The following is a 21,696-nucleotide window of genomic DNA, read 5'->3' as shown; positions in this document are numbered from 1 at the left end:
GGCGAAAAGGCGCGCTACAGCGCCTTGGCCGCCGCCAGCACCTCTTCCGCGTGGCCCGGCACTTTCACCTTGCGCCAGATTTTGGCGATGCGGCCGTCGGGGCCGATCAGCACCGTGGTGCGTTCGACCCCCATATATTTGCGGCCATACATGCTTTTCTCGACCCAGACGCCGTAGGCGCCGAGCGTCTCTTTTTTCTCATCCGACGCGAGCGGCAGCGACAATTCATACTTCGTGCGAAACTTGTCGTGGCTCTTTACAGGGTCTGGCGACATGCCGACGACGATTGCCTTCGCCTTGGCGAATTTGTCGCGTAACGAATTGAACTCTATAGCTTCCTTGGTGCAGCCCGAGGTGTCGTCCTTAGGGTAGAAATAGAGCACGACCTTCTTGCCCTTGAGCGCGGCGAGCGAGAGCTTTTCGCCGCCCGCCCCGGGAAGATCGAAGGCGGGCGCCGGGTCGCCCTCTTTCAGAACCTCCTGCTTGGGTTTAGGCTCCGCCTTCCCGACGGTTGTGCTCATGGCGCCTTCCTTTCGTCGCATCCGCAGCTAAAATCAGCCGTTAGAATGCAGACTGCGCGCCAACCGGCAAGACCGGCTTCATTTTTTAGGCCCAGGCTGCCGGGAGCCGAGAGCGAGGCCAATTGACCGACAGGACGGGGCGCAAGCCGAGCGGCGACGCTGTCGTCGACATGGCGCGGCATGCGATGCTGCGGGCCTGTCGCGCGGCTTGGCGGCTGAAATTTTCGGCGCCGCCCCGCGGACTTCCACGCCTGATCCTGCTGAGCGGACTTGCCTCGGCCCTGCTTTGCACGGTGGCGATCGGGGGATTCTTCCTGCTCCTCTCGCAGGGCTCGATCTCCTTCGCCTGGCTCGCCCCGCAAATCGCCGGAGCGCTCGATGAGCTCGCGGGCGGACGATATGAATTTTCGCTCGCCACCGCCTCGATCGGCAACAGCGATCACGGTCCGACGCTTTCAGTCGATGATTTCATCGTCAAGAAGGAGGGCCGACCGATATTGGCGGCGCCGCGCGCGGAACTGTCGGTCGATTTTCAATCCTTGCTGTTCGGCCGCGTAAAGTTGCGGCGGCTGGAGGTTCTCGATCTGGATTTGCGGCTCTCCGTCGATCAGGACGGCGCCGTGGCGATTTCGGCCGGGGCTCATCCTGTCGCGGCGCCTGCGCCAACCATCGCGCCGGCGGAGGCGGAGGCGGAGGCGGGGGCGCGGCGCGCGACCCTGCTGCGCGAAGCGACGGGGGCCTTGCGCGGGCTGATGGACCTCGCCACCAGTCCGAACAGTCCGATCGGCGCGCTCGATCGTCTCGGCGTCGTGCATGGCCGGCTGACCATCGACGATCGCACGATCGATCGCGCCATCCGCTATGACGACGTGACGCTCAGCCTCGACAAGGGCGGCAATGGCATGCGCTTCTCGGCGGCGGCCAACGGTCCCTCCGGGCGCTGGACGGCAATCGCCGTCGCCAAGGGCGCCCCGGGCGGGCGGCGCGAGTTCCACGCGCAGTTTCGCGATCTGTCGATCGACGAGATCGCCCTTGCCGGCGGTTTCCGCACCGCCCGCTTCGACACTGACGCGCCGTTCTCGTTCGATCTGCAATTCGCGCTCGGCGCCGGCGACGAGGTTCTCGAAGCGTCGGGCCAGGCGGAGGTCGGCCGGGGCTATTTCCGCTTCGACGAACCTGACCATGAGCCGGTGATGATCGAGAAGGTCGCCGGCGTCGCCACCTGGGACAGAGGCGCGCGGAAAGTGGTGATCGCGCCGCTGGTGTTCAAAGCGGGCGGCTTCGACATGACGGTGGTCGGCGAAGCCCGCCCGCCCGCGGGGGCGAAGAGCATTGCCGACGTGGCGCATCTCGACGGGCCATGGACGCTGGGGCTCCGGCTCAAAGCGCCGACGGTGGTCGCGCCCGAGCGCGCGGGCGAGAAGAACATTCGGATCGACAGCGGATTGTTAAACGCGCGCCTCTTTCACGACGAACGCCAGATCATATTCGACAAATTCGCCTTCGCCGGACCGGACACGCATATCGACCTCAGCGGCGCGTTCAGTTGGCACGACGACTTGCGCGTCACGCTCAAAATGGGCGTCGAGGAAACGCAGATTCGCGCGCTGTCGCGGCTGTGGCCGACCCATGTCGCGCCCTCGGTGCGCACCTGGTTTGTCGACCATGTGCCGGACGGCGTGTTGAAGCGCGGCGATTACGTCGCCGATTTCAACGGCGCTGCGTTGACGGCGATGCGCTATGAACAGGCGCCGCCGGATCAATCGCTGCTCGCCGAAGGCGACATTGTCGACGGCGCCGTCACCGATATTCTGCCGGGCATGGCGCCGCTGAACGGCATCAACGGCCATCTGCGCGTCACCGGCCAGACGGTGTCATTCGCCGCGACCTCGGGCGTCATGGAGACCGGACATGGGCGGCGTCTCGCGCTCGCCTCGGGACGCTTCACCGTCGCGGACAGCGCGCTCCGCCCGACGCCGGCCAGCGTCGAGGTCGATGTCGGCGGCGACGTCGAAGCCGTCGCCGACCTTCTGACCTTGCCGGCGATCGCCGAACATGCGTCGATTCCGGTTGCGCCCAGTACGCTGAAGGGGACGCTTGAAGGACGCCTGCGCGTCGATTTCGAGACGGGCGTCAACGCCCGCGACGAGGCGACGACTTTCACCATCGACGCGACGACGACTAATCTCGTCGTCGACAATCTGATCGGCAAGGAGAAGCTCGAAGGCGGCGCGCTGCGCGTCGTCGCCGATCGGAGCGGACTGCGCGTTAGCGGAACCGGCCGTCTCTTCAACGCCCCGGCCACTCTCGAAGTGCGCCGCGGCTTTGGCGACAAGGGCGCGGCCCAGGCGCATGTCGCCTTCACCTTTGACGACGCAGCGCGTCAGCGCGCGGGCTACGCCATCGCCGGAGTCAGCGGCCCGATCCTGGCGACGATACGCACGCCGCTCCCGATCGAGAATGTCGATACGCAGATCGAACTCGATCTTTCCCGGACGAATTTCGACAATCCGCTGCCAGGCTTGGTGAAGCCGGCGGGAAAGCCGGCGAAAGCCTCGTTCAATCTGACCCGTCGCGGCGAGGCGATGGCGCTCGAACAATTCCTGTTCGACGCCGGGCCGACGCAGGCGCAGGGCGTCATCGAATTCGCCCGCGACGGCGCCTTCCGCGCCGTCCGTCTCGCGCAAGCGCGGCTCTCGCCCGGCGACGACATGCGCGTTGAGGCGCAGCGCAGCGGCGATACCGTGAAGATCGTCGCGCGCGGGACGAATTTCGACGCGCGGCCGATGATGCAAGGATTGTTGCGCGCCGACCGCGGCGGCAAGGGAACGATCGACAATCTCGAACTCGATTTCAAATCGCCGATCGTCACCGGCCATAACAAGCAAATTCTCTCCAATGTGGAGCTGAAAATGGAGCGGCGCGGCGGCAAGCTGCGCGCGCTGGCGCTGACCGGCTTTTTCGGCCGCGAACAGCTCACCGTCGGCACGGATCGGAGCGCCGACGGCGCGTCGCAGATGGAAATTTCAACCAATGACGGCGGTTCGCTCCTCTCCTTCCTCGACATCTACCGAAAGATGGACAGCGGCGCGCTGAGCGCGACCGTGCAGCTCGGCCAGAACCGCGCCGACGGCGCCTTGCGCATCCGCGACTTTTTTGTGCGCGGCGAGCCGACGGTGCGCCAGCTGATGGCGCAAAGCGGCACGGCGCGCACCGACGATCGCGGCAATTACCGCTTCGACCCCGACCTCGTCCGCGTCGGCAGATTGGAGAGCGAATTCGGCTGGACCGGCGGACAGCTCGCGGTGCGCGACGGGGTGCTGTCGGGGCCGGAGATCGGCCTCACCTTCGACGGCTATATCGACTTTCAGCGCGAGAAGCTCGATCTCGTCGGCACCTATGTGCCGGCCTATGCGCTGAACAGCCTGCTTTCGAATATTCCGGTCGTCGGCGTGGTGCTCGCCGGCGGCCAGCATGAGGGCGTCTTCGGGCTGAGCTATCGGCTCTATGGCGCGCTCGCGTCGCCGTCGATCAACGTCAATCCGCTGTCGGCGATCGCCCCCGGCCTGATGCGCAAGATCATGGGCGTCATCGACGGCACCGCGCGCATGCCGCAGGAGCGGTAGGATCGTGCGCGGCGTCAGGCGCGTTCGAGCAGGACGTGCTTCTTTTTGCCGAGCGAGAGTTTGACCACGCCTTCGCTAGCAAACTCCGCATCGCCAATGATTCCGCGCTCGTCGGTCACCGGCGCATCATTGACGCGTAGCCCGCCGGACTTGATCTGGCGGCGCGCTTCGCCGGTCGAGGCGACGAGTCCCGCCTTGACGAAGGCGGTCAGCACGCCGAGCCCGGCGGCGATTTCTTCGGAGGAGACGGCGACCTTAGGGAGAGACAGAGCCAGCGCGCCTTCCTCGAAGGTCGCGCGGGCGGTTTCCGCCGCCTGTTCGGCAGCCTGACGGCCATGGATGAGCGCCGTCGCCTCCGTCGCCAAAGTCTTCTTCGCCTCGTTGATCTCGGCGCCTTGCAGCGCCGCGAGGCGCGCGATCTCTTCCATCGGCAGGAAGGTGAAGAGTTTTAGGAAGCGCACGACATCCGCGTCTTCGGTGTTGCGCCAATATTGCCAATAGTCATAGGGCGACAGTAGGTCGGCGTTGAGCCAGACGGCGCCGGCCGCGGTCTTGCCCATCTTGGCGCCCGAGGATGTCGTTAAGAGCGGCGAGGTGAGCGCGTAAAGCTGCGGACAGCCCATGCGGCGCCCGAGATCGAGCCCGGTGACGATATTGCCCCACTGATCCGAGCCGCCCATCTGCAGCAGCGCGCCATGGCGCCGGTTGATCTCGACGAAATCATAGGCCTGCAGGCACATATAGTTGAATTCGATGAAGGAGAGCTCATGCTCGCGTTCGAGCCGCAGCTTCACCGAATCCATCGTCAGCATGCGGTTGACCGAGAAATGGCGGCCGACGTCGCGCAGGAAGTCGATGTAATTCAGCCCAGCGAGCCAATCGGCGTTGTCGAGCATCAGCGCATCCGTCGCGCCGTCGCCGAATTCTAGGAAGCGCTCGAAGACGGTCCGGATCGACGCCTTGTTGGCGTCGATCTGCTCGACGGTGAGCAGCTTGCGGCTCTCGTCCTTGCCGGAAGGATCGCCGACCCGGGTGGTGCCGCCGCCCATCAGCGGCAGCGGCTTGCCGCCGGCGCGCTGCAGCCAGGCGAGCATCATGATCGGCAGGAGCGAGCCGACATGGAGCGAGGGCGCCGTGCAGTCGAAGCCGATATAGGCGGCAAGCGTTCCGACGCAAGCCTTTTCGTCTAGCCCCGCGAAATCGGAGCATTGATGAACAAAGCCGCGTTCGATGAGCGCGCGAAGGAAGTCGGATTTTGGGGTGAAATCGCCGGAGGAAGTCATGACGCCGGGTGATAGGCGCTGCGCGCCGCCGGCGCAAGCCGGTGGGCAGGCCCGTGGATGGGACCGCCACTACCAAAAAGGGGATTGATATCCTCTCATCGCAACTACCTAATTACGCATCATCATCATTGAGAAATCCGCGGCGGCGTTATCCCGTTCCGCCCCGGCGACGTCGTCGGAATCAGCGCACGAGGGTTGCGCCGATATTTGCGGGGCGAGTTCTATTTGAGAAGGAGCGCATTATGGTCGAGAAATTTGGCGCCGAGGAAGGCGTGACCGATGAGGATCGCAACTATCGCGGCTCGCGTTTCGCCGATGTCCGGGCGGCCATATTCGCCAATCCCTATTATCAGCTTTGGGGGGCCGAGGATGCGCCCCCCTTGCCCGAGACGCCGACCCGTCTCTCCAATGTGCTGCGCGGGATTTGGACATTCGGGCGTCGATATTGGTTCGCCAAGGCCGCGGCGCGCGCGGTCGACTCGCACGCCGATCTGCGCTGGGGGCCGGACGGCAAGGGATTCCTGCGCCTGATTCATCCCAACGGCGTCTGTCTCACCGGTCTTTGGGAGATTACCGAAGAGACGCCTTACTCCGGTTATTTCAAGCGCGGGAGCCGTGCGCTCGTCATTGCCCGCTATTCGTCGAGGCTGACGCGGCGCGGACAGAAGACGCGCTCCCTCTCGCTCGCCGGAAAACTCTATCCAACCGACGATCCCAATCACGCCGATCCGCTGCGGACGGCGAATTTTTTCACACAGGAGGATATCGGCGGCGCTTACTCCGACTATATCAACGACGCCGAGCTTCGTAACGCGCCGGATGTCACCCCTTTGCGCCAAGGCCTTGGCTTGCCGGTGCTGGTCGTCAATGGCGTCGTTTTAACCCTCGCCGACAAGGTCTCGACGCATCGCCAGGTGCACACGGTCGCCGAACTCGGCAAGCCGCCTTTCGAGCCGACGCGGGCGCCAGCCTTCCTGCGTCTTGCCGTCGCGCCGGAGCAGCCGAGGATCGAAGGGGAAGGCCTGGACGTTCGCGACGAAATCATGGGACAGATTTTCGACAAAGGAGACCCGACGCCAAAGCGCAAGCTCGTTTTCAACATCGAGGTCACCGATCAGGGCGTCGAGCGGCGAAAGTTTGGAAACATCAAATGGACGTTGGAGAACTGGCGGCGCATCGGCCGGCTGACCTTCGACGATGCCGTCGTTTCGTATAACGGCGATCACGTTATCCATTTCAATCATCCGCATTGGCGCGACGATCGCAATGATCCGAACACCGCTTTTCGTCCGCCGCCCAAAGCCGGCAGTTAATCGCCGGCCTGTTCGATGGCCCTCTCATCGGCGTCGGTCATGCCGAAGCGATTTCCGATCTCATACGAGTACCGGCTGATCGGTTCGCTTTGTCGGCGCCATTCCCGGCAGGCCGGAGGCCTGTCCGGGAATCCAGAGCCAATCCAAGAATGCTGGTTTTGCACTGGATTCCCGATCGCGCGCGCTGCGCGCGTCGGGAACGACAGCCGAGCGGATCAAGCGGATTTCGTATCATGCGCCAGGACGGACGTGGCGACGCGCCGAGCGTCTCTTCGCGCTCGCTTAGTGATCGAAGATCGGCCTTTGGCGGGATCTCAAAACTCGACTTCCAATTCCTCAAAGCTTTCCGCCTCGAGCCGCGCTTGCGCGATCCAATCCTCCATGTCGGGCCAGGCCAGGATGCTGTCGCAATAGGCGTCGCAGTCATCGTCGAGCGCAACGTCATAGGTCCGATAGCGCGTGACGACCGGCGCATACATCGCGTCCGCCATGGAGAATTCTCCGAAGAGATATGGCCCGCCGTGTTCCTGCAGACAGTCTCGCCAGATTTGCGAGATGCGGGCGATATCGCCCTGCGCCTTCGACCACACTTTGAATTTGGGAAAATGCCCCTTGATATTCATCGGCAGGGCGGAGCGCAGGGACGTAAAGCCGGAATGAATCTCGCCGCAAATCGAGCGGCAACGCGCGCGCTTCATCCGGTCCTTCGGCAGCAGTCCCGCCTTAGGCGCGATTTCGTGAAGAAATTCTCCGATCGCCAAAGTATCCCAGATGTTCACGCCGTCATAGGTGAGGCACGGCACCAAAATTGACGGCGCGAGCAGCAACAGTTCGGCGCGGACGGCGGGGTCGTCCGGATCGACGGCGATTTCGTCAAACTCGACGCCCGAAAGCTTCGCCATCAACCATCCGCGCAAGGACCATGACGAATAATTCCTGCTGCTGATCGTAAGCGTCGTTCGCGGCATGGCGAGTTTCCTGGGCCCAACGCCTTCAAAGCAAGCAGGGCGCCACAATAAGCGACGCATGGCACGCGCATTGCTCCGACGCTTCGACGAAACCAATGGCTTTGCAACGGCATGATCTATGACGCCTATCAGAACTACGCCAATCTGAGCCATTCCGTTCGGGTTCTCGCGTCAAGCTCCGAGCGCATTCTTTCCTTGTGGAGCACGATGCAATTCGCGTCGCCCTTGCGGCGCATGGCGGCATATTATGAAATCGTCGCGCTCGCCGGCTTCACCCACACCCGACCGGATTACGGAATCGCCGAGATCACGACCGATTCCGATGAAACGGTAAGCGTGAAGGAAACCGAAATTCTCTCGACGCCCTTTGGCGCGCTTCTGCATTTTGCGCGAGAGGGGGGCGAGGATGATCCGCGCGTCCTGCTCGTCGCGCCGATGTCCGGGCATTTCGCGACGCTGTTGCGCGGCACGATCCGCAGCTTGCTGCGTCACCATCAGGTCTATGTCACCGATTGGCGCAACACCCGCGACGTGCCGCTATCCCGGGGAAGCTTCGGCTTCGCGGATTTCGTCCAGCATCTGATCGACTTCATCAAATTCATCGGGCCGCAATCCCATGTCGTGGCAGTGTGCCAACCCGTGGTCGCTGCGCTTGCCGCCGTCGCCATGCTGGCGCAGGACAATGATCCCGACCAGCCGGCGAGCCTGACGCTGATGGCGGGTCCGATCGATGCGCGCATCTCGCCGACCAAGGTCAATGAACTCGCGACATCGCGGCCGCTCGACTGGTTCAAGGAAAAATTGATCGGCGTTGTGCCCCATTCGCTCGGCGGCGCCGGCCGTCATGTCTATCCCGGATTCATGCAGCTGGCGGCGTTCATGAGCATGAATATCGATCGACATTCGAAGGCGTTCGTCGATCTATTTAAAAGCCGCGTCGAAGGAGATTTTGAAAAAGCCAATCAGATTCGAACTTTCTACGAGGAATATTTCGCGATTATGGATCTCGACGCCGCTTTCTTTTTGGAGACGGTTGAGACCGTCTTCCAGAAACACGCCCTTCCCGAAGGCAAATTGCTTATTCGAGAGACATTGGTCGAGCCGAGAGCGATCAAGAAGACCTTTCTCCTGACGGTGGAAGGCGAAAAGGACGATATCTGCTCCATGGGCCAGACGCTCGCGGCCCATGATTTATGCTCGGGCCTGCGGCCCTTTATGAAGTCGCACTATCTCCAACCGGACGTTGGCCATTACGGCGTGTTCAACGGACGGCGATGGGACAAGCAAATCTATCCCATCCTGCGGGATCACATTTACTCCAGCGCATGAAGGCGAGCTGGTTCGTCCCGATGACGCTGGCGTAAATCTTGCTGCATTTCCTGCGCATCAGGCAAGCGCCAAGCTGACACGAGGCGGGCCGATGGAGCAGACAACGAGCCGCGTCGAAGTCGACGGCAAGACGGTCGAGCTTCCCATAAAGAAGGCGGCGCTTGGCGCCAATGTCATCGACATGCGCACGCTGCAGGCGCAGACGGGCCTGTTGAGCTTTGATCCTGGCTTCATCTCGACCGCGAGCTGCGAGACGAAAATTACCTATATCGACGGCGACGCCGGCGTGCTCCTGCATCGCGGCTATCCGATCGACCAGCTGGCCGAGCATTCGGATTATCTCGAAGTCTGCTATTTGCTGCTTCACGGCGAGCTGCCGACCGCGGCGCAAAAGCAGGACTTCGACTATCGCGTCACGCATCACACCATGGTGCATGAGCAAATGACGCGGTTCTTTCAAGGCTTTCGCCGCGACGCGCATCCTATGTCGATCATGGTCGCGTCGGTGGGCGCGCTCTCGGCCTTCTATCACGACTCGACCGATATTTTCGATCCCCATCAGCGCATGATCGCGTCGATGCGGCTCATCGCCAAGGCGCCGACTCTGGCGGCGATGGCTTATAAATATTCGATCGGGCAGCCGTTCAACTATCCAAGGAACGATCTCGACTACGCATCGAATTTCTTGCACATGTGCTTTGCGATCCCGACCGAGCCCTATGCGCAGAATCCCATCGTCTCGCGCGCGCTCGATCGCATCTTCATTCTGCACGCCGACCTGGCGCAGGTGGCGTCAACGTCGACGGTGCGGCTCGCGGGTTCGTCCGGCGCCGATCCCTTCGCTTGCATCGCGGCGGGCGTCGCCTCGCTCTGGGGACCTTCGCATGGCGGCGCCAATGAGGCGGTGCTGCGCATGCTGGCCGAGATCGGCTCGCCGGACCGCATTCCGCATTTTCTGGCCCGCGCCAAGGACAAGTCGGATCCATTCCGCCTCATGGGCTTTGGACATCGCATTTACAAAAACTACGATCCGCGCGCGAAAATCATGCAGCGCACGGCGCGCGAAGCTTTGGCGGAACTCAAGGTGAGCGATCCGCTGGTCGACGTCGCGCTCGAACTCGAACGCATCGCGCTCTCCGACGATTATTTCGTCTCGCGCAAGCTCTTCCCGAACATCGACTTTTATTCCGGCATCATCCTCAAGGCGATGGGCTTCCCGACCAGCATGTTCCCGGCGCTTTTCGCGGTCGCGCGCACGGTCGGATGGGTCGCGCAATGGAAAGAGATGATCGAGTACCCGAAGCTGCGCATGGGCCACCCAAGCCAGCTCTATGTCGGCGAGCCGCAGCGCAAATACAAGCCGATCGAATTCCGTGACGTGTGAGCGGAAAAAGCGCTGACGACGGACGCAACCTTCTCCCTCTCCCGCGAAGCGGGGGAGGGGTGAGGACGGGGCGAATCCAACGTTTCGTTCTCCTGCCGGAGGCGCATCTTGTCTGCGTCTGGAGCTTTGCGGCATCGAGTCGGCTTTCTTGCCCCAATGCGGGGCATTTGGTAGAAGCCGCAGGCTTCAGCGCTCGCGCCGGCGCGCCGACGAACGCAGGACAATCATGCTTTTTTACGAGCCGCTGTTCCTGTTTCTGTTCGGCCCGGCGGTTTACCTCATCTATCTGTTTTTCGGAGAGGTCCGCCTGCGGCGGGCGATCATCCTGTTCGCGGCCAGCGTGATCTTCTACGCCTGGAGCGAACCGGTCTTCATCTTTCTCGTCTTCGCATCGGTGGCGCTCGACCTTTATGTGGCGCAAAGGATCGCCGCGGCGCCGGAGCACAAAGAGCGCAAGCTCTGGCTCGCGCTTGGCGTCGTCGCCAATCTCGCGATCCTTATCTATTACAAATATACCGGCTTTCTCGCGCTCAATCTCGATGCGCTCCTAAAGGCGCTGACGCTGCGGGGGATCAACATCCCCCAGATCGCGCTGCCGATCGGCGTTAGCTTCATCGTCTTCGAAAAAATCACCTATCTCGTCGACGTCTATCGCGGCGTGACGGCGCCGGCGCGCGCGCCGCTTCTCTATGGCCTTTACGTCTTTTTCTTCCCGAAGCTCCTCGCCGGCCCGATCATCAAATATCACGACATCGCGCGCCAGTTCGACGTGATGCCGCACGCCGACATCGATGATTTCGTCATCGGCTTTTCGCGCTTCATGCTCGGCGTGGTGAAGAAGCTGCTTTTCGCCGATACGCTGGCGAGCGGCGCCGATCTCATCTTCTCGCATGACGCTAGCGCGCTTGGGTTTGCCGAAGCCTGGGCGGGCGTGCTGTTCTTCACCTTCCAGATCTATTTCGATTTCTCCGGCTATTCCGACATGGCGATCGGGCTCGCGCGCATGTTCGGCTTTCGGCTCTTGGAAAATTTCAACATGCCCTATGTGGCGACGAGCATCACCGATTTCTGGCGGCGCTGGCATATTTCTCTCACCAGCTGGATTCGCGAATATTTGTATTTTCCGCTCGGCGGCAATCGGCGCGGCGAAGCGCGCACCTATCTCAATCTGTGGATCTGCTTTTTCGCCTCGGGACTCTGGCACGGCGCCGCTTGGACCTATATCGCCTGGGGCGCCTATAATGGCGTGTTCCTGGTGCTCGACCGGCTGTTTCTGGTGAAGCGCCTGGAGCGATTGCCGGATTGGTGCGCCAATATCATCACGATGATCGTCGTCATCGTCGGCTGGACCTTCTTTCGTGCGACATCCGTTCAACAGGCGGGCGCGCTGCTGGCGCTGATGGCGAATCCTTTCGCGCAAGGGAGCGCGGCGATCGCCATTCCCGAAGAATATATTGTTGTGGCGTTGATCGCCGCGGCGATCTGCGTCGCGCAGCGGCTGTCGCTTTACGTCAGGGACTTCGATTGGGCGAGCGCCGCGCAGCGTTACGCCTTGGCGTCGAACAGCGCGCTGTCGCTGCTCTTCCTTGCGGCGTTGGCGAAGGGACTGGCCGATCCCTTCAAGCCGTTCATCTATTTTCGCTTTTGAAGCGCACGGGCGATCGAGCCGACATGGATAGACGCGTCGAGAAAGATCAGGCGGAGCTTCGAGCGGCGGCGCCGGCGTTTCTTTCCGCCGCGCGCGCCTTCTTGAAGTCGCTCACCTTCGCGCGACTGCCGATCTTCGGCTGCGCGGGATTCATCGCTTTTCTTTTCCTCGCCAATTTGTGGAACTTCGCCGTCGAACGCGACTGGCCGAAGCTGCGCATCCGCAGCGCCTCGCCGCTCGCCGGCGTCGCGAAGCCAAAGCCCGCGCCCTGGACGTTCGACGCTTTTCTCTCCGGCGAGACGCAAAAGGCCGTGTCGACAAATCTCGGCCGCATGTCGCCGGTCTTTCCGATTTCGGTGCGCGCCAAAAATCAGCTGGTCTTTTCGCTATTCAGCGTCTCGGCGGCGCCCGGCGTCATGATCGGCCGCAGCGGCCAACTCTTTGAAGATATCTATATCAACGAATTTTGCGCGCGAGACGGCGGTTCCGATCCCTCTCACTTAAGCGCATGGTCTGCGTCGTTGCATGAAATTCAGGAAATGGCGCAGGCGCATGGCAAGAGCTTCGTCTATCTGATTTCGCCGTCGAAGGCGGCGCGCTATGCGGAGGACCTGCCGAAGTCGGCGCCCTGCGCGGCGCGCGCGACAGTCATGCCGGAGAAGCTCGCGCCCTATCGCGCGGCGCTCGACGAAGCGCAACTGCGCTATGTTGACGGCCCTGCGCTGATTGCGGCGGAAAAATCTAGACAACCGATCGCGCTATTTCCGCGCGGCGGCTCGCATTGGAACAGCGTCGGCGGCGCGCTCGCCATGCGCGACGTGACGCGTGCGCTGCCGGCGTCTCCAATCGGCGTTCTCGACTTTACGTCGGCGCCGGCGCCGGAAGCCGTCGGCACCGACCGCGACCTTCTGGACTTGCTCAATCTTCTGTGGCCCGACGCATCCTATCCGACGTCGGCGATCGGCAGGGCAGGGGAGAAGGGCGATTGCGCGCGGACGCCGCGCCTCCTCGCGCTTGGCGGCAGCTTTCTGCATCAAGTCCTGGCGGCGGCGACGCTCGCGCCCTGTCCGCCGCAAATCGACTATTGGTTCTATATGCGGACCGCGGACAACACTATCGAACTCGGTCACTACCGCCGCGCGCCGGGCGACGCTTCGAATGGCGAGCGGCTGCAGGCGACATCGCAAGAACTCGACGAAAATCTCGCTGACGCCGATTTCATCCTGCTCGAAGAAAACGAAGCCGGCATTTCAACAACGAAGCAGGTTACGCATCTCGTCGAGGCGCTGCGCCGTCTGCCTTAGGCGAAGTGCGGAAATAAGTGCGCCAATCAAGACGCGCCTCCCCTCTCCGCGTTTACGCTGAGAAGGGGAATCGCGTTCGAACGATTCATACAACGATTCATACGATGTCCGTTTAAACAGCTCGGCTGTCATTCCCGACGCGCGGAGCGCGATCGGGAATCCAGAGCAAAACCAGCATTCTTGAATTGGCTCTGGATTCCCGGTCAGGCCTTCGGCCTGCCGGGAATGACACAGCCCAAACGAACCGATCAGCCGGAACTCGTATGACAAGGCCCAACCGAACGGATCAAGCGGAATTCCTATCACCTGTTTCGCCACGTCATTATACGGTGCGGCTCGCGAAAAGGTGGCGATTGGTTTTTCGTGCAAAGCGCGCACTAAAATTCTGAGATCGATCGCGTCATCAGCATTTGGGCGAGTCCCTGCGAACGCCGGTCGCATCTCGGTTCGAATTTCGGCTTACGAGCCATAGCAGTCGCCCCGCCGAACGGATGATGAATAGCTTGAGTTGACCCTCAGCGGCCATCCACTCGTGAGCGTTGCGCTGAATTTCCGCTGGAGTGCGTTCGCCGCTTGTCGTGCAAGTTCCCAGCAAAGCTGCTGGCGGGGCGACGAGCGCCGCTAAAAATGTTAAATAACATTCGCCGGTCAGTTCGCGGCCCGCTTGGCGACACCAAGCGCAATATACGAGAGGTGGCAAGCTATGAAAACGTTTGGCGCCAATTCGTGTCCCATCATTTTTGCGTCCATAGTCGCTTCAGCAGTGGCTTCCTTTTCTGGAGGTGCGGATGCGAAGTCGAACGACCCTGCCGAGAAGGATATGCCTAACCCAATCTGCGAAACCTTCACCGTCAAAGTTGTTTCGCGGGTTCCACCCGGCCACGAACCCAGCGGCGCGGAGTCAAGTTCGCTGAGTTTTACACATGGCAGCCGCATTTTCGGGGCCGGCAACAATGGATGGATTAATACGCCATATTCGCGTACGCCTGCGCTCGAACGCTCTCGCGTCGGAGATCGAGTTCGTGTTTGCTTAGTTAAATACTATGCGGGCTGTCCGAAGGGGGATGATCGGGGTCGGACTTATAGAGTTCGGAATCTGAGGACTGGTGCAACGTTCGAAGCTATGAACGGCTCGCATATTTGCGGAGGAGCCTGAAAAGAAAGTCAAAAACCTAACGGCGTATTTTTTCCCGACCTGCGAAGCAATAGCGTCGTCGTGCTCTCACATTACTCGTATAAATCGCCATTGTGGTCGTTCGCTTTTTTGTGGCGCAAAGCGAACATCCTGCCCGCCACCCAAAAGTTTCCGCACTTTACCCAACTGCGAAATTCAAGCTTAGACGTTACGTAAATGTAGCATGATCATGCGCGCTCCTCGCTCTTCACGCCGCCTGCGACGGATCGCTCCAATATCCCTCAGACCGGGCGATTTTGGCGTATTCGGCATGCACCATGGCGGGGCCGTAGACTCGCTCCAATCGGCGAACGACGAAATGGCCGCGCGCGAGAGTTTGGAAATGTTCGGTGAAGGCGACATTGATCGCCGCGCCGCTGATCGCGCCGATCACCGGGACGGCCTGCGCCGCGGTCTTTTGCGTTACGACCACCCCGAACCGCGCCCCGATCGCGCCGATCAGACGGGCGAGCGCCGGCGCCGCCTCGTTGGAAACGCGCCGGACGGTCAGAAAGCGCGCGGCGTCCGATACGGATTTCGCGAGCATGGCGCGTAGCACAAGATAGCCGCCCTCGAGGACATTGCCCTCGGCGCAATGGCCGCCAAGCGCGAACACCTCCAGGCAGGCGAGGGCGGCGTCCGGATGACGCAAATCCTCTCCCTCGGCTTGCGCGATTTCCGCGATCGAGCGCAGCATGATCGTCGTTGACACCGGCAGTTCGATCGGCAGGCTCGCTAGTCCCACGGCGCCGCCGACGCCCCCGCTGAGCGCCGCGAGACGACGGTGAATCCGCATCGTGTCCTTACTTGGCTGCGGGTCCAGGCTGGCGAGCGCCATTTTCATCGCTGCGGCGAGCGCCTTTTGGGTGGCGGCGGCGGCCGCCGCCTGTAGACGCGGCGGCAAGGTCAAGGAGCCGAGGCTCATCTGGCGGCTCGCCAGTCCCGCGAGCCGCGAGGCGAAGCTCTGTCGCTCCAGCGCCGCGACGGCGGCGCGCAGGGCGTCGACGTCGGACGGCGACAGGCCTGCGTCGACGACAACGGGAAGCGGATATGAATTCGACACCGATCGGCCCTGGCGGATTTTGAACGCCATTAAATTCGGACTCTTTTCTGGCCTTTGCAAGCGCGGCAAAGGTAGGGAAAAGCAAGCGGCGCGCCGGCGTCCGAGGCGTGCGCCCGCGCACAGGACGTTTGCGGCGAAAAATGATTAATTCTCCCGCCGCCTGAAGCGACGCTGTTGCATTTCGCCTCGTGTCCTGTACTGCAGGGCGTGGTGCTGCGCGGCGCGCGTTTCCGGCTCCGCTTCAAGCCGGGCTGGCTGCAAAAAAAGGCGCGGCTGTCGCAGATCTGCAAGAGGAGGACTGGATGCTGAAGTTTGGATTGGGCCGCGCGGCGGCCGGCGCCTGCATATTGGCGCTGTTGGCGCCGGCGAGCGCATTCGCGGGCGACCGCGTCGGAACGCTGCAATGCCGGCTGATGGGCAACGGCATAAGCGTGTTGGTCGAAAATCAACAGATGGACTGCATTTATCGCGATGATGCGGAAGGCGCGATTCCGGCACATTATGTCGGCGTCCTCACCAAGGTCGGCGCCAATGTGACGATCAACGGTCCTGGCGAGCTCGCCTGGGGCGTCGTCGCGGCGACGAACCATATTGGGCCGGGCGCTCTTGCCGGGGCCTATATGGGTCCCGAAGTCTCGGCCAAGATCGGGGTTGGCGGCGGCGGCGCGATCCTCGTCGGCGGATCGGACAACACCTTCTCGCTGCAGCCTTTCCAGGTGGAAGCCGGCGCCGGCGTGGGCTGGACCGCGGGCGTCGAGCGCCTGACGCTCGCCTATGTGCCGCCGCCGCCCCCGCCCATGCCGCGCCGCCATCATGTCCATCATCGCCATGGACATCACGGCTAAGGATTCGATGTAAGGCCGCGGCTCAGCCCGGTCCGGAAAAATCCAGCAGCCTGTCGGTCGGGAAGTCATATAGTCTCGCGCTCTCGCGCCATTCCGGCGCCAGCAGCGCGAGGCATTTTTTTGCGAATTCCTCCGGCGTTCGCAAAGTCATCGGGTCTTCGCCCGGCATCGCCTGAGCGCGCATGCGGGTGCGCAAGGGTCCCGGATTGGCGAGCATCGCGGTGACGCCCGCGCCGGCGACCTCGGCGGCATAGGTGCGGGCCATCGCTTCGAGCGCCGCTTTCGAAATCGCGTAAGGTCCCCAGAACGGCTTCATCGTCGCGCGATGCGCCGCGCCTGACGTGACGAAGACGACGCGCCCGGCGCCCGAGGCGCGCAGCAGCGGGTCGAGCGAACGGATCAGCCGCCAGTTGGCCGTGACATTGACCGCCATGACGCGACTCCAATCCTTTGGATCGACATGCGCGAGCGGCGATAGCGGGCCAAGCAGACCTGCGTTGCCGACAAGGACGTCGAGCCTGCCCCAGCGTTCGAACAGCGCCGCGCCGAGCCGGTCGAGCGCTTCGAAATCGGCGAGATCGCAGGGAACGAGCGTCGCTTCGCCGCCAAGCGCGCGGATCTCATCGTCGAGTTCTTCGAGCGCGCCCTGGGTGCGCGCCAAAGCGACGACATGCGCGCCGGCGCGCGCGAGTTCAAGCGCAAGGGCGCGCCCGATGCCGCGCGACGCGCCGGTGACGAGGGCGATGCTGCTGGGCTTCACGCAGTGATCTCAGGAATTATCTCATCAACCGTGACATCAAGACCTGGCGGGTCGAGCGTAATGCGGCCTTCCTTGACGATTGCGACGACGATCTGATCGTCCCGGCGCTGATAGTGTAAAATTAGCCGTCGGCTTAGGTCCACAACGAGATAATGCGCGACGCTTGCAAGCCGAAAATAGTCGCTGAGTTTGGAATTCTTGTCGAAGCTTCGAGAAGAGGGCGATATTACTTCGACGACCACCACGGGCGTTGGCGCCAAAAGTGAATCCGCGGCGACAGGATCGCCGCAATTGACCAAGGCGTCGGGCTCATACACGGTGTGGTCGTCGATTTTCACCCCCAGCCCATCCACAAAGGCTTCACACGGCGTCCCGGCGCGCGCAATGCCGTCGGCTAGCGCGCGCCAGATTCTCGCTTTGGCCGCGACATGTTCGGCCCGTTCGGGCGCCATTGCGAAGGTTTCGCCGCGAAACAGCTCATAACGGCCCTCCTCCTGATCTTGCGTCCAGGCGAGAAACTCCGCCGCATTAATGCGTTTTTGGGCCGTTGCGCTCATGGCCTCTTATAGCACGGGGACGAGGCGTCGGCCGCTTCTCAGCTCGCCTCCGCCAGCAGCGACAGCTGCGCGCGGTTCTCGCCGACGAGGTCAGTCAGCGATGTCGGATAATCGCCGGTGAAGCAATGGTCGGTGAATTGCGGCCGCACGGGGTCGCGGCGCTCGTAGCCCATGGCGCGATAGATGCCGTTGACCGACAGGAAGGCGAGCGAGTCGCAGCCGATATAGTCGCGCATCTCGTCGAGCGTATGCGTCGCGGCGAGCAGCTTCTCCTTTTGCGGCGTGTCGATTCCGTAATAATCCGGATTGGTGATCGGCGGCGATGAAATCAGGAAATGCACTTCCGTCGCGCCGGCGTCGCGCATCATCTGCACGATCTTGACCGAGGTGGTGCCGCGCACGATCGAATCGTCGATGAGGATGACGCGTTTCCCCGCGACGACGCAGCGATTGGCGCTGTGCTTCATGCGCACGCCGAAATCGCGCGCGATCTGCGTCGGCTCGATGAAGGTGCGGCCGACATAGTGATTGCGGATGATGCCGAGTTCGAATGGCACGCCCGACTGTTGCGAATAGCCGATCGCCGCCGGCACGCCGGAGTCCGGCACGGGCACCACGACATCCGCGTCGATCGGGCGTTCGCGCGCGAGCTCGGCGCCCATCGCCTTGCGCACCTCATAGACCGGACGGCCATGGACGATGGAATCGGGTCGGGCGAAATAGATATATTCGAAGATGCAGGGGCGCATCGGCTGCGGCGGAAACGGCCGCATGCTTTGGATGCCATCCTCGGAGATGATGACGATCTCGCCGTTCATCACGTCGCGGACGAAACGCGCGCCGATGATGTCGAGGGCGCAGGTCTCCGACGCGAGAATGTATTTGCCGTTGAATTCGCCGATGACGAGCGGGCGGATGCCGAGCGGATCGCGCGCGCCGATCAGCTTCTTGTTGGTGAGCGCGACGAGCGAATAGGCGCCTTCGATCGAACGCAGCGCTTCGATGAAACGGTCGATCAGCAGCGGCTTGCGGCTGCGCGCGACCAGATGAAGGATGACCTCCGTATCCGAAGTCGACTGGAAGATCGCGCCTTCGCGGATCAGTTCACGCCGCAGCGTCTGGGCGTTGGTGAGATTGCCGTTATGGGCGACCGCGAAGCCGCCCGTATTCAGTTCCGCGAACAGCGGCTGCACATTGCGCAGCATGGTCTCGCCGGTGGTGGCGTAGCGCACATGGCCGATCGCGGCGGCGCCGGGCAGGCGCGCAATCGTGCCTTCCTGGGAAAAATGGTCGCCGACCAGTCCCAGCCGGCGCTCGCCGTAGAAACGGCCGCCGTCGAAAGTGACGATGCCGGCCGCCTCTTGTCCCCGATGTTGCAGCGCATGCAGGCCCAGGGCGGCGATGGCCGCGGCGTCGGGCAAATCGAAGACGCCGAAGACGCCGCAATATTCGCGAAGCCTGTCGCCGTCGAGATCGTCGGTCGGATCAATCTCGCGGGATGAGGATCGCTGATGATCCTCGGCGGCCTCCGTCATGCTTGGTCCCCCGTGACGCGCCGCCGGGCGCTCCAGCGCGCCCAGGCGTCGTATTCCCGTCATATGTGCCAGCGGCGGGGTCCATCCGCAAGACTATCATTCAGGCTTGTCGGCGGACTCCGGCGCCGCATCGGCGGGCGGTTCGGGGCTTGCGCCGCCGGGCGTCGGCTCGACTTTGTCCGGATCCACGTCGGCCGGCGGCTCCTCATTCGCCGGAGCGCCCTTCTTAGCCTTAATCTTGGCGACGATGCTGTCGATGTCGTCGGGCAGCATTTCCCTCAATTTTTCGCCCCCGGCGGTCAGGAACGGCTTGGCGCGAGCGTCCTTGATCCATTGCGGCTGATTCGCTTCCGGCACGAGCCAGCTATAGAAAACGAAGGCGACGACGGCGATCAGGGCGCCGCGAACCGCCCCGAACAGGAAGCCGAGCGTGCGGTCGAGGGCGCCCACCTTCGAATCGAGAATGATATCCGAGAGCTTCACCGTCACCAGCGAAACGGCGATCAGCGCGACGAGAAACACCGAGGCCGCCGAGGCCAGGAGAGCGATCTCATCCTTGGCGATGTAGGGTTTGATGTAGGGCAGGGCGAGCGGATAGAAGAAATAGGCCGCCGCGGCCGCCGCGACCCAGGAGAGGATGGCAAGCACTTCGCGCGTGAAGCCGCGCAAAAGAGCAAGCATCCCCGATACCAAAACGACGATGATCACTGCCAAATCAAGATATGACGGCATCGCTGGCCTCTTGCTTGTTCGCCCCGAGCTGTTGACGCTTCTGAATGGGCTGTTGGCCGCCTTCCGGCGACGCTCGCGCGACCCTGTCCGGAACCTGTGTCAACTTTCCGCCGCCCTCGGTCGGGCGCCGGCGCTCCGGCAGGCCTACGGCTACTTCACTGGCAGCCTTCTAACGCATCTTGACGCCGGCCGGAAACATTAAAGCGCGGGGCTTCGGCCGCGCGCGACGGTTTTTTCCCGACTCGATAGGCGAGCGATGGACGCGACCAGGGCGCCGACGTCGGCGCAGGGACGAATCGTCACGCCGGCGCTGCGCGCGTCGTTAGATATTTGTTGCGACTGCGGGACCACGGCGTGATGGAATCCGAGCTTCCCCGCTTCGCTCAGCCGCATGCCGGGATGAATGACGGGCCGTACGGCGCCCGACAGTCCGATTTCGCCAAAAAAGAACATGTCGGGCGGCAGGACCGCGCCGGTGAGCGACGAGACCAGGGCCGCGGCGGCGGCGAGGTCGGCGGCGGGTTCGTCGGCGCGAAAGCCGCCTGCCACGTTAAGGTAGACGTCGTGCATGCCGAGCTTCAGGCCGCCATGCGCCTCGAGCACGGCAAGAATCATCGAGAGCCTGTTCTGCTCGAAGCCGACGACGGCGCGGCGCGGGGTGCCGAGCGAGGTCGGCGCGACGAGCGCCTGGATCTCGATCAACAGCGGACGCTGTCCCTCCATGCTGGCGACCACCGCCGCGCCGGGCGCGCCGGCGTCCCGGCCGGCGAGGAAGAGCGCCGACGGATTGGCGACTTCAGCGAGGCCGAGGCTGGTCATCTCGAAGACGCCAATCTCGCCGGTCGCGCCGAACCGGTTCTTCGAGGCGCGCAACATCCGGAAATGATGCGCGCCGTCGCCCTCGAAGGACAGAACGGCGTCGACCATGTGTTCCACCACCCGTGGCCCGGCGACCTGTCCGTCCTTGGTGACATGGCCGACGAGAACGATTGTCGCGCCCGTCGTTTTGGCGTGGCGCAGCAGCGCCTGGGCGCTGGCGCGCACCTGCGTCACCGTTCCCGGCGCGGATTCCGCCATGCTGGTGTGCATGGTCTGTATCGAATCGATGACGATCAGCGCCGGGCGTCTGCCGGTCGCGCAGGTGGCGAGAATGTCTTCGACCTCAGTCGCGGCGGCAAGCTCGACCGGCGCGTCGGCGAGGTCGAGCCGGGCGGCCCGCAATCGGACCTGCGCGACCGCCTCCTCGCCGGAAATATAGACGACCCGCGCGCCCCGCCGCGCTAGAGCCCCGCAAGCCTGGATGAGCAGGGTCGATTTGCCGATGCCCGGCTCGCCGCCGAGCAGCAGCACCGAACCCGGCACGAAACCGCCGCCGGTGACGCGATCGAATTCGTCGATCCCGGTCGCGACCCGCGGCGCCGGCCGATCTTGGCCGCCCAGTCCCTCGAGTTCGAAGACCCGACCGCGGGCGGCGCGCCGGGTGAACTCGGCGACGCCGGCGGGCGATTCTTCGACGAGGCTGTTCCATTCGCCGCAGGAGTCGCAGCGTCCCTGCCACCGCGAAGAGGCGGCGCCGCAGTTCTGACAGACATAGACCGCGCGGCTCTTGGCCATGCCTGTTTGGCGCATGGAGTTTGGACGATTGTCAAGCAGG

Annotated in this window: 16 protein-coding genes; 7 read left to right on the top strand and 9 right to left on the bottom strand. The window is 63.0% G+C overall.

Features of this window, described 5'->3' with window-relative positions; all coding sequences use genetic code 11:
• Positions 1-14 precede the first annotated feature (14 nt).
• Positions 15-521, bottom strand: coding sequence for a peroxiredoxin (locus tag U1E20_RS12815; RefSeq protein ID WP_409981006.1), 507 nt, complete (start codon positions 519-521; stop codon positions 15-17).
• 122 nt (positions 522-643) lie between these two features.
• On the opposite strand from U1E20_RS12815, the gene U1E20_RS12810 reads away from it, so the two are divergent.
• Entirely contained in the window at positions 644-4,147 is a 3,504-nt protein-coding gene (locus U1E20_RS12810) for an AsmA-like C-terminal region-containing protein (protein ID WP_409981005.1), read from the top strand.
• Positions 4,148-4,161: 14 nt separating this feature from the next.
• On the opposite strand, the gene tyrS is transcribed toward U1E20_RS12810, so the two are convergent.
• Positions 4,162-5,430, bottom strand: a complete 1,269-nt coding sequence (gene tyrS / locus U1E20_RS12805; RefSeq protein WP_409981004.1) for a tyrosine--tRNA ligase — start codon at positions 5,428-5,430, stop codon at positions 4,162-4,164.
• A gap of 242 nt (positions 5,431-5,672) precedes the next feature.
• On the opposite strand from tyrS, the gene U1E20_RS12800 reads away from it, so the two are divergent.
• Positions 5,673-6,743, top strand: a complete 1,071-nt coding sequence (locus tag U1E20_RS12800; RefSeq protein ID WP_409981003.1) for a hypothetical protein — start codon at positions 5,673-5,675, stop codon at positions 6,741-6,743.
• Between the two features lie 314 nt (positions 6,744-7,057).
• Here U1E20_RS12800 and U1E20_RS12795 read toward each other — a convergent pair whose 3' ends face one another.
• Positions 7,058-7,711, bottom strand: a complete 654-nt coding sequence (locus tag U1E20_RS12795; protein ID WP_409981002.1) for a glutathione S-transferase family protein — start codon at positions 7,709-7,711, stop codon at positions 7,058-7,060.
• Between the two features lie 111 nt (positions 7,712-7,822).
• Here U1E20_RS12795 and U1E20_RS12790 point away from each other — a divergent pair, with 111 nt between their 5' ends.
• From U1E20_RS12790 to U1E20_RS12775, 4 genes are all read left to right on the top strand, one after another.
• Positions 7,823-9,040 (top strand): polyhydroxyalkanoate depolymerase, encoded by a 1,218-nt coding sequence (locus U1E20_RS12790; RefSeq protein WP_409981001.1) that lies wholly within the window; start codon positions 7,823-7,825, stop codon positions 9,038-9,040.
• A 91-nt stretch (positions 9,041-9,131) separates the two neighbouring features.
• A complete protein-coding gene (locus tag U1E20_RS12785; RefSeq protein WP_409981000.1) occupies positions 9,132-10,424 on the top strand; it encodes a citrate synthase in 1,293 nt (430 codons plus the stop codon).
• A 226-nt stretch (positions 10,425-10,650) separates the two neighbouring features.
• Positions 10,651-12,072, top strand: coding sequence for an MBOAT family O-acyltransferase (locus U1E20_RS12780; RefSeq protein WP_409980999.1), 1,422 nt, complete (start codon positions 10,651-10,653; stop codon positions 12,070-12,072).
• Between the two features lie 23 nt (positions 12,073-12,095).
• Positions 12,096-13,376, top strand: a complete 1,281-nt coding sequence (locus U1E20_RS12775) for an alginate O-acetyltransferase AlgX-related protein (RefSeq protein ID WP_409980998.1) — start codon at positions 12,096-12,098, stop codon at positions 13,374-13,376.
• 1,382 nt (positions 13,377-14,758) lie between these two features.
• Here the strand turns inward: U1E20_RS12775 and U1E20_RS12770 are convergent.
• A complete protein-coding gene (locus U1E20_RS12770) occupies positions 14,759-15,643 on the bottom strand; it encodes an EcsC family protein (protein WP_409980997.1) in 885 nt (294 codons plus the stop codon).
• A 272-nt stretch (positions 15,644-15,915) separates the two neighbouring features.
• On the opposite strand from U1E20_RS12770, the gene U1E20_RS12765 reads away from it, so the two are divergent.
• Complete coding sequence (locus U1E20_RS12765) at positions 15,916-16,458, top strand: DUF992 domain-containing protein (protein ID WP_409980996.1); 543 nt, start codon at positions 15,916-15,918, stop codon at positions 16,456-16,458.
• A gap of 22 nt (positions 16,459-16,480) precedes the next feature.
• Here the strand turns inward: U1E20_RS12765 and U1E20_RS12760 are convergent, their stop codons facing one another.
• The 5 genes from U1E20_RS12760 to radA form a co-directional block, all read right to left on the bottom strand.
• Positions 16,481-17,218, bottom strand: a complete 738-nt coding sequence (locus U1E20_RS12760) for an SDR family NAD(P)-dependent oxidoreductase (RefSeq protein ID WP_409980995.1) — start codon at positions 17,216-17,218, stop codon at positions 16,481-16,483.
• A complete protein-coding gene (locus U1E20_RS12755) occupies positions 17,215-17,775 on the bottom strand; it encodes a Uma2 family endonuclease (RefSeq protein ID WP_409980994.1) in 561 nt (186 codons plus the stop codon). The genes U1E20_RS12760 and U1E20_RS12755 overlap by 4 nt, the downstream gene beginning before the upstream one ends.
• Before the next feature lie 38 nt (positions 17,776-17,813).
• Positions 17,814-19,310, bottom strand: a complete 1,497-nt coding sequence (gene purF, locus U1E20_RS12750) for an amidophosphoribosyltransferase (protein WP_409980993.1) — start codon at positions 19,308-19,310, stop codon at positions 17,814-17,816.
• A gap of 96 nt (positions 19,311-19,406) precedes the next feature.
• Positions 19,407-20,042: a CvpA family protein gene (locus U1E20_RS12745; RefSeq protein ID WP_409980992.1), complete on the bottom strand. Its 636-nt coding sequence runs from the start codon at positions 20,040-20,042 to the stop codon at positions 19,407-19,409.
• A gap of 198 nt (positions 20,043-20,240) precedes the next feature.
• Positions 20,241-21,656, bottom strand: a complete 1,416-nt coding sequence (radA, locus tag U1E20_RS12740) for a DNA repair protein RadA (protein ID WP_409980991.1) — start codon at positions 21,654-21,656, stop codon at positions 20,241-20,243.
• Positions 21,657-21,696: the final 40 nt, after the last annotated feature.

It is taken from the genome of Methylocystis sp. (assembly GCF_046349115.1).
In the GTDB taxonomy this organism is placed as follows: domain Bacteria; phylum Pseudomonadota; class Alphaproteobacteria; order Rhizobiales; family Beijerinckiaceae; genus Methylocystis.
Note: the sequence above shows the minus strand (reverse complement) of the source record. Positions and strands in the feature narration are given on the sequence as shown.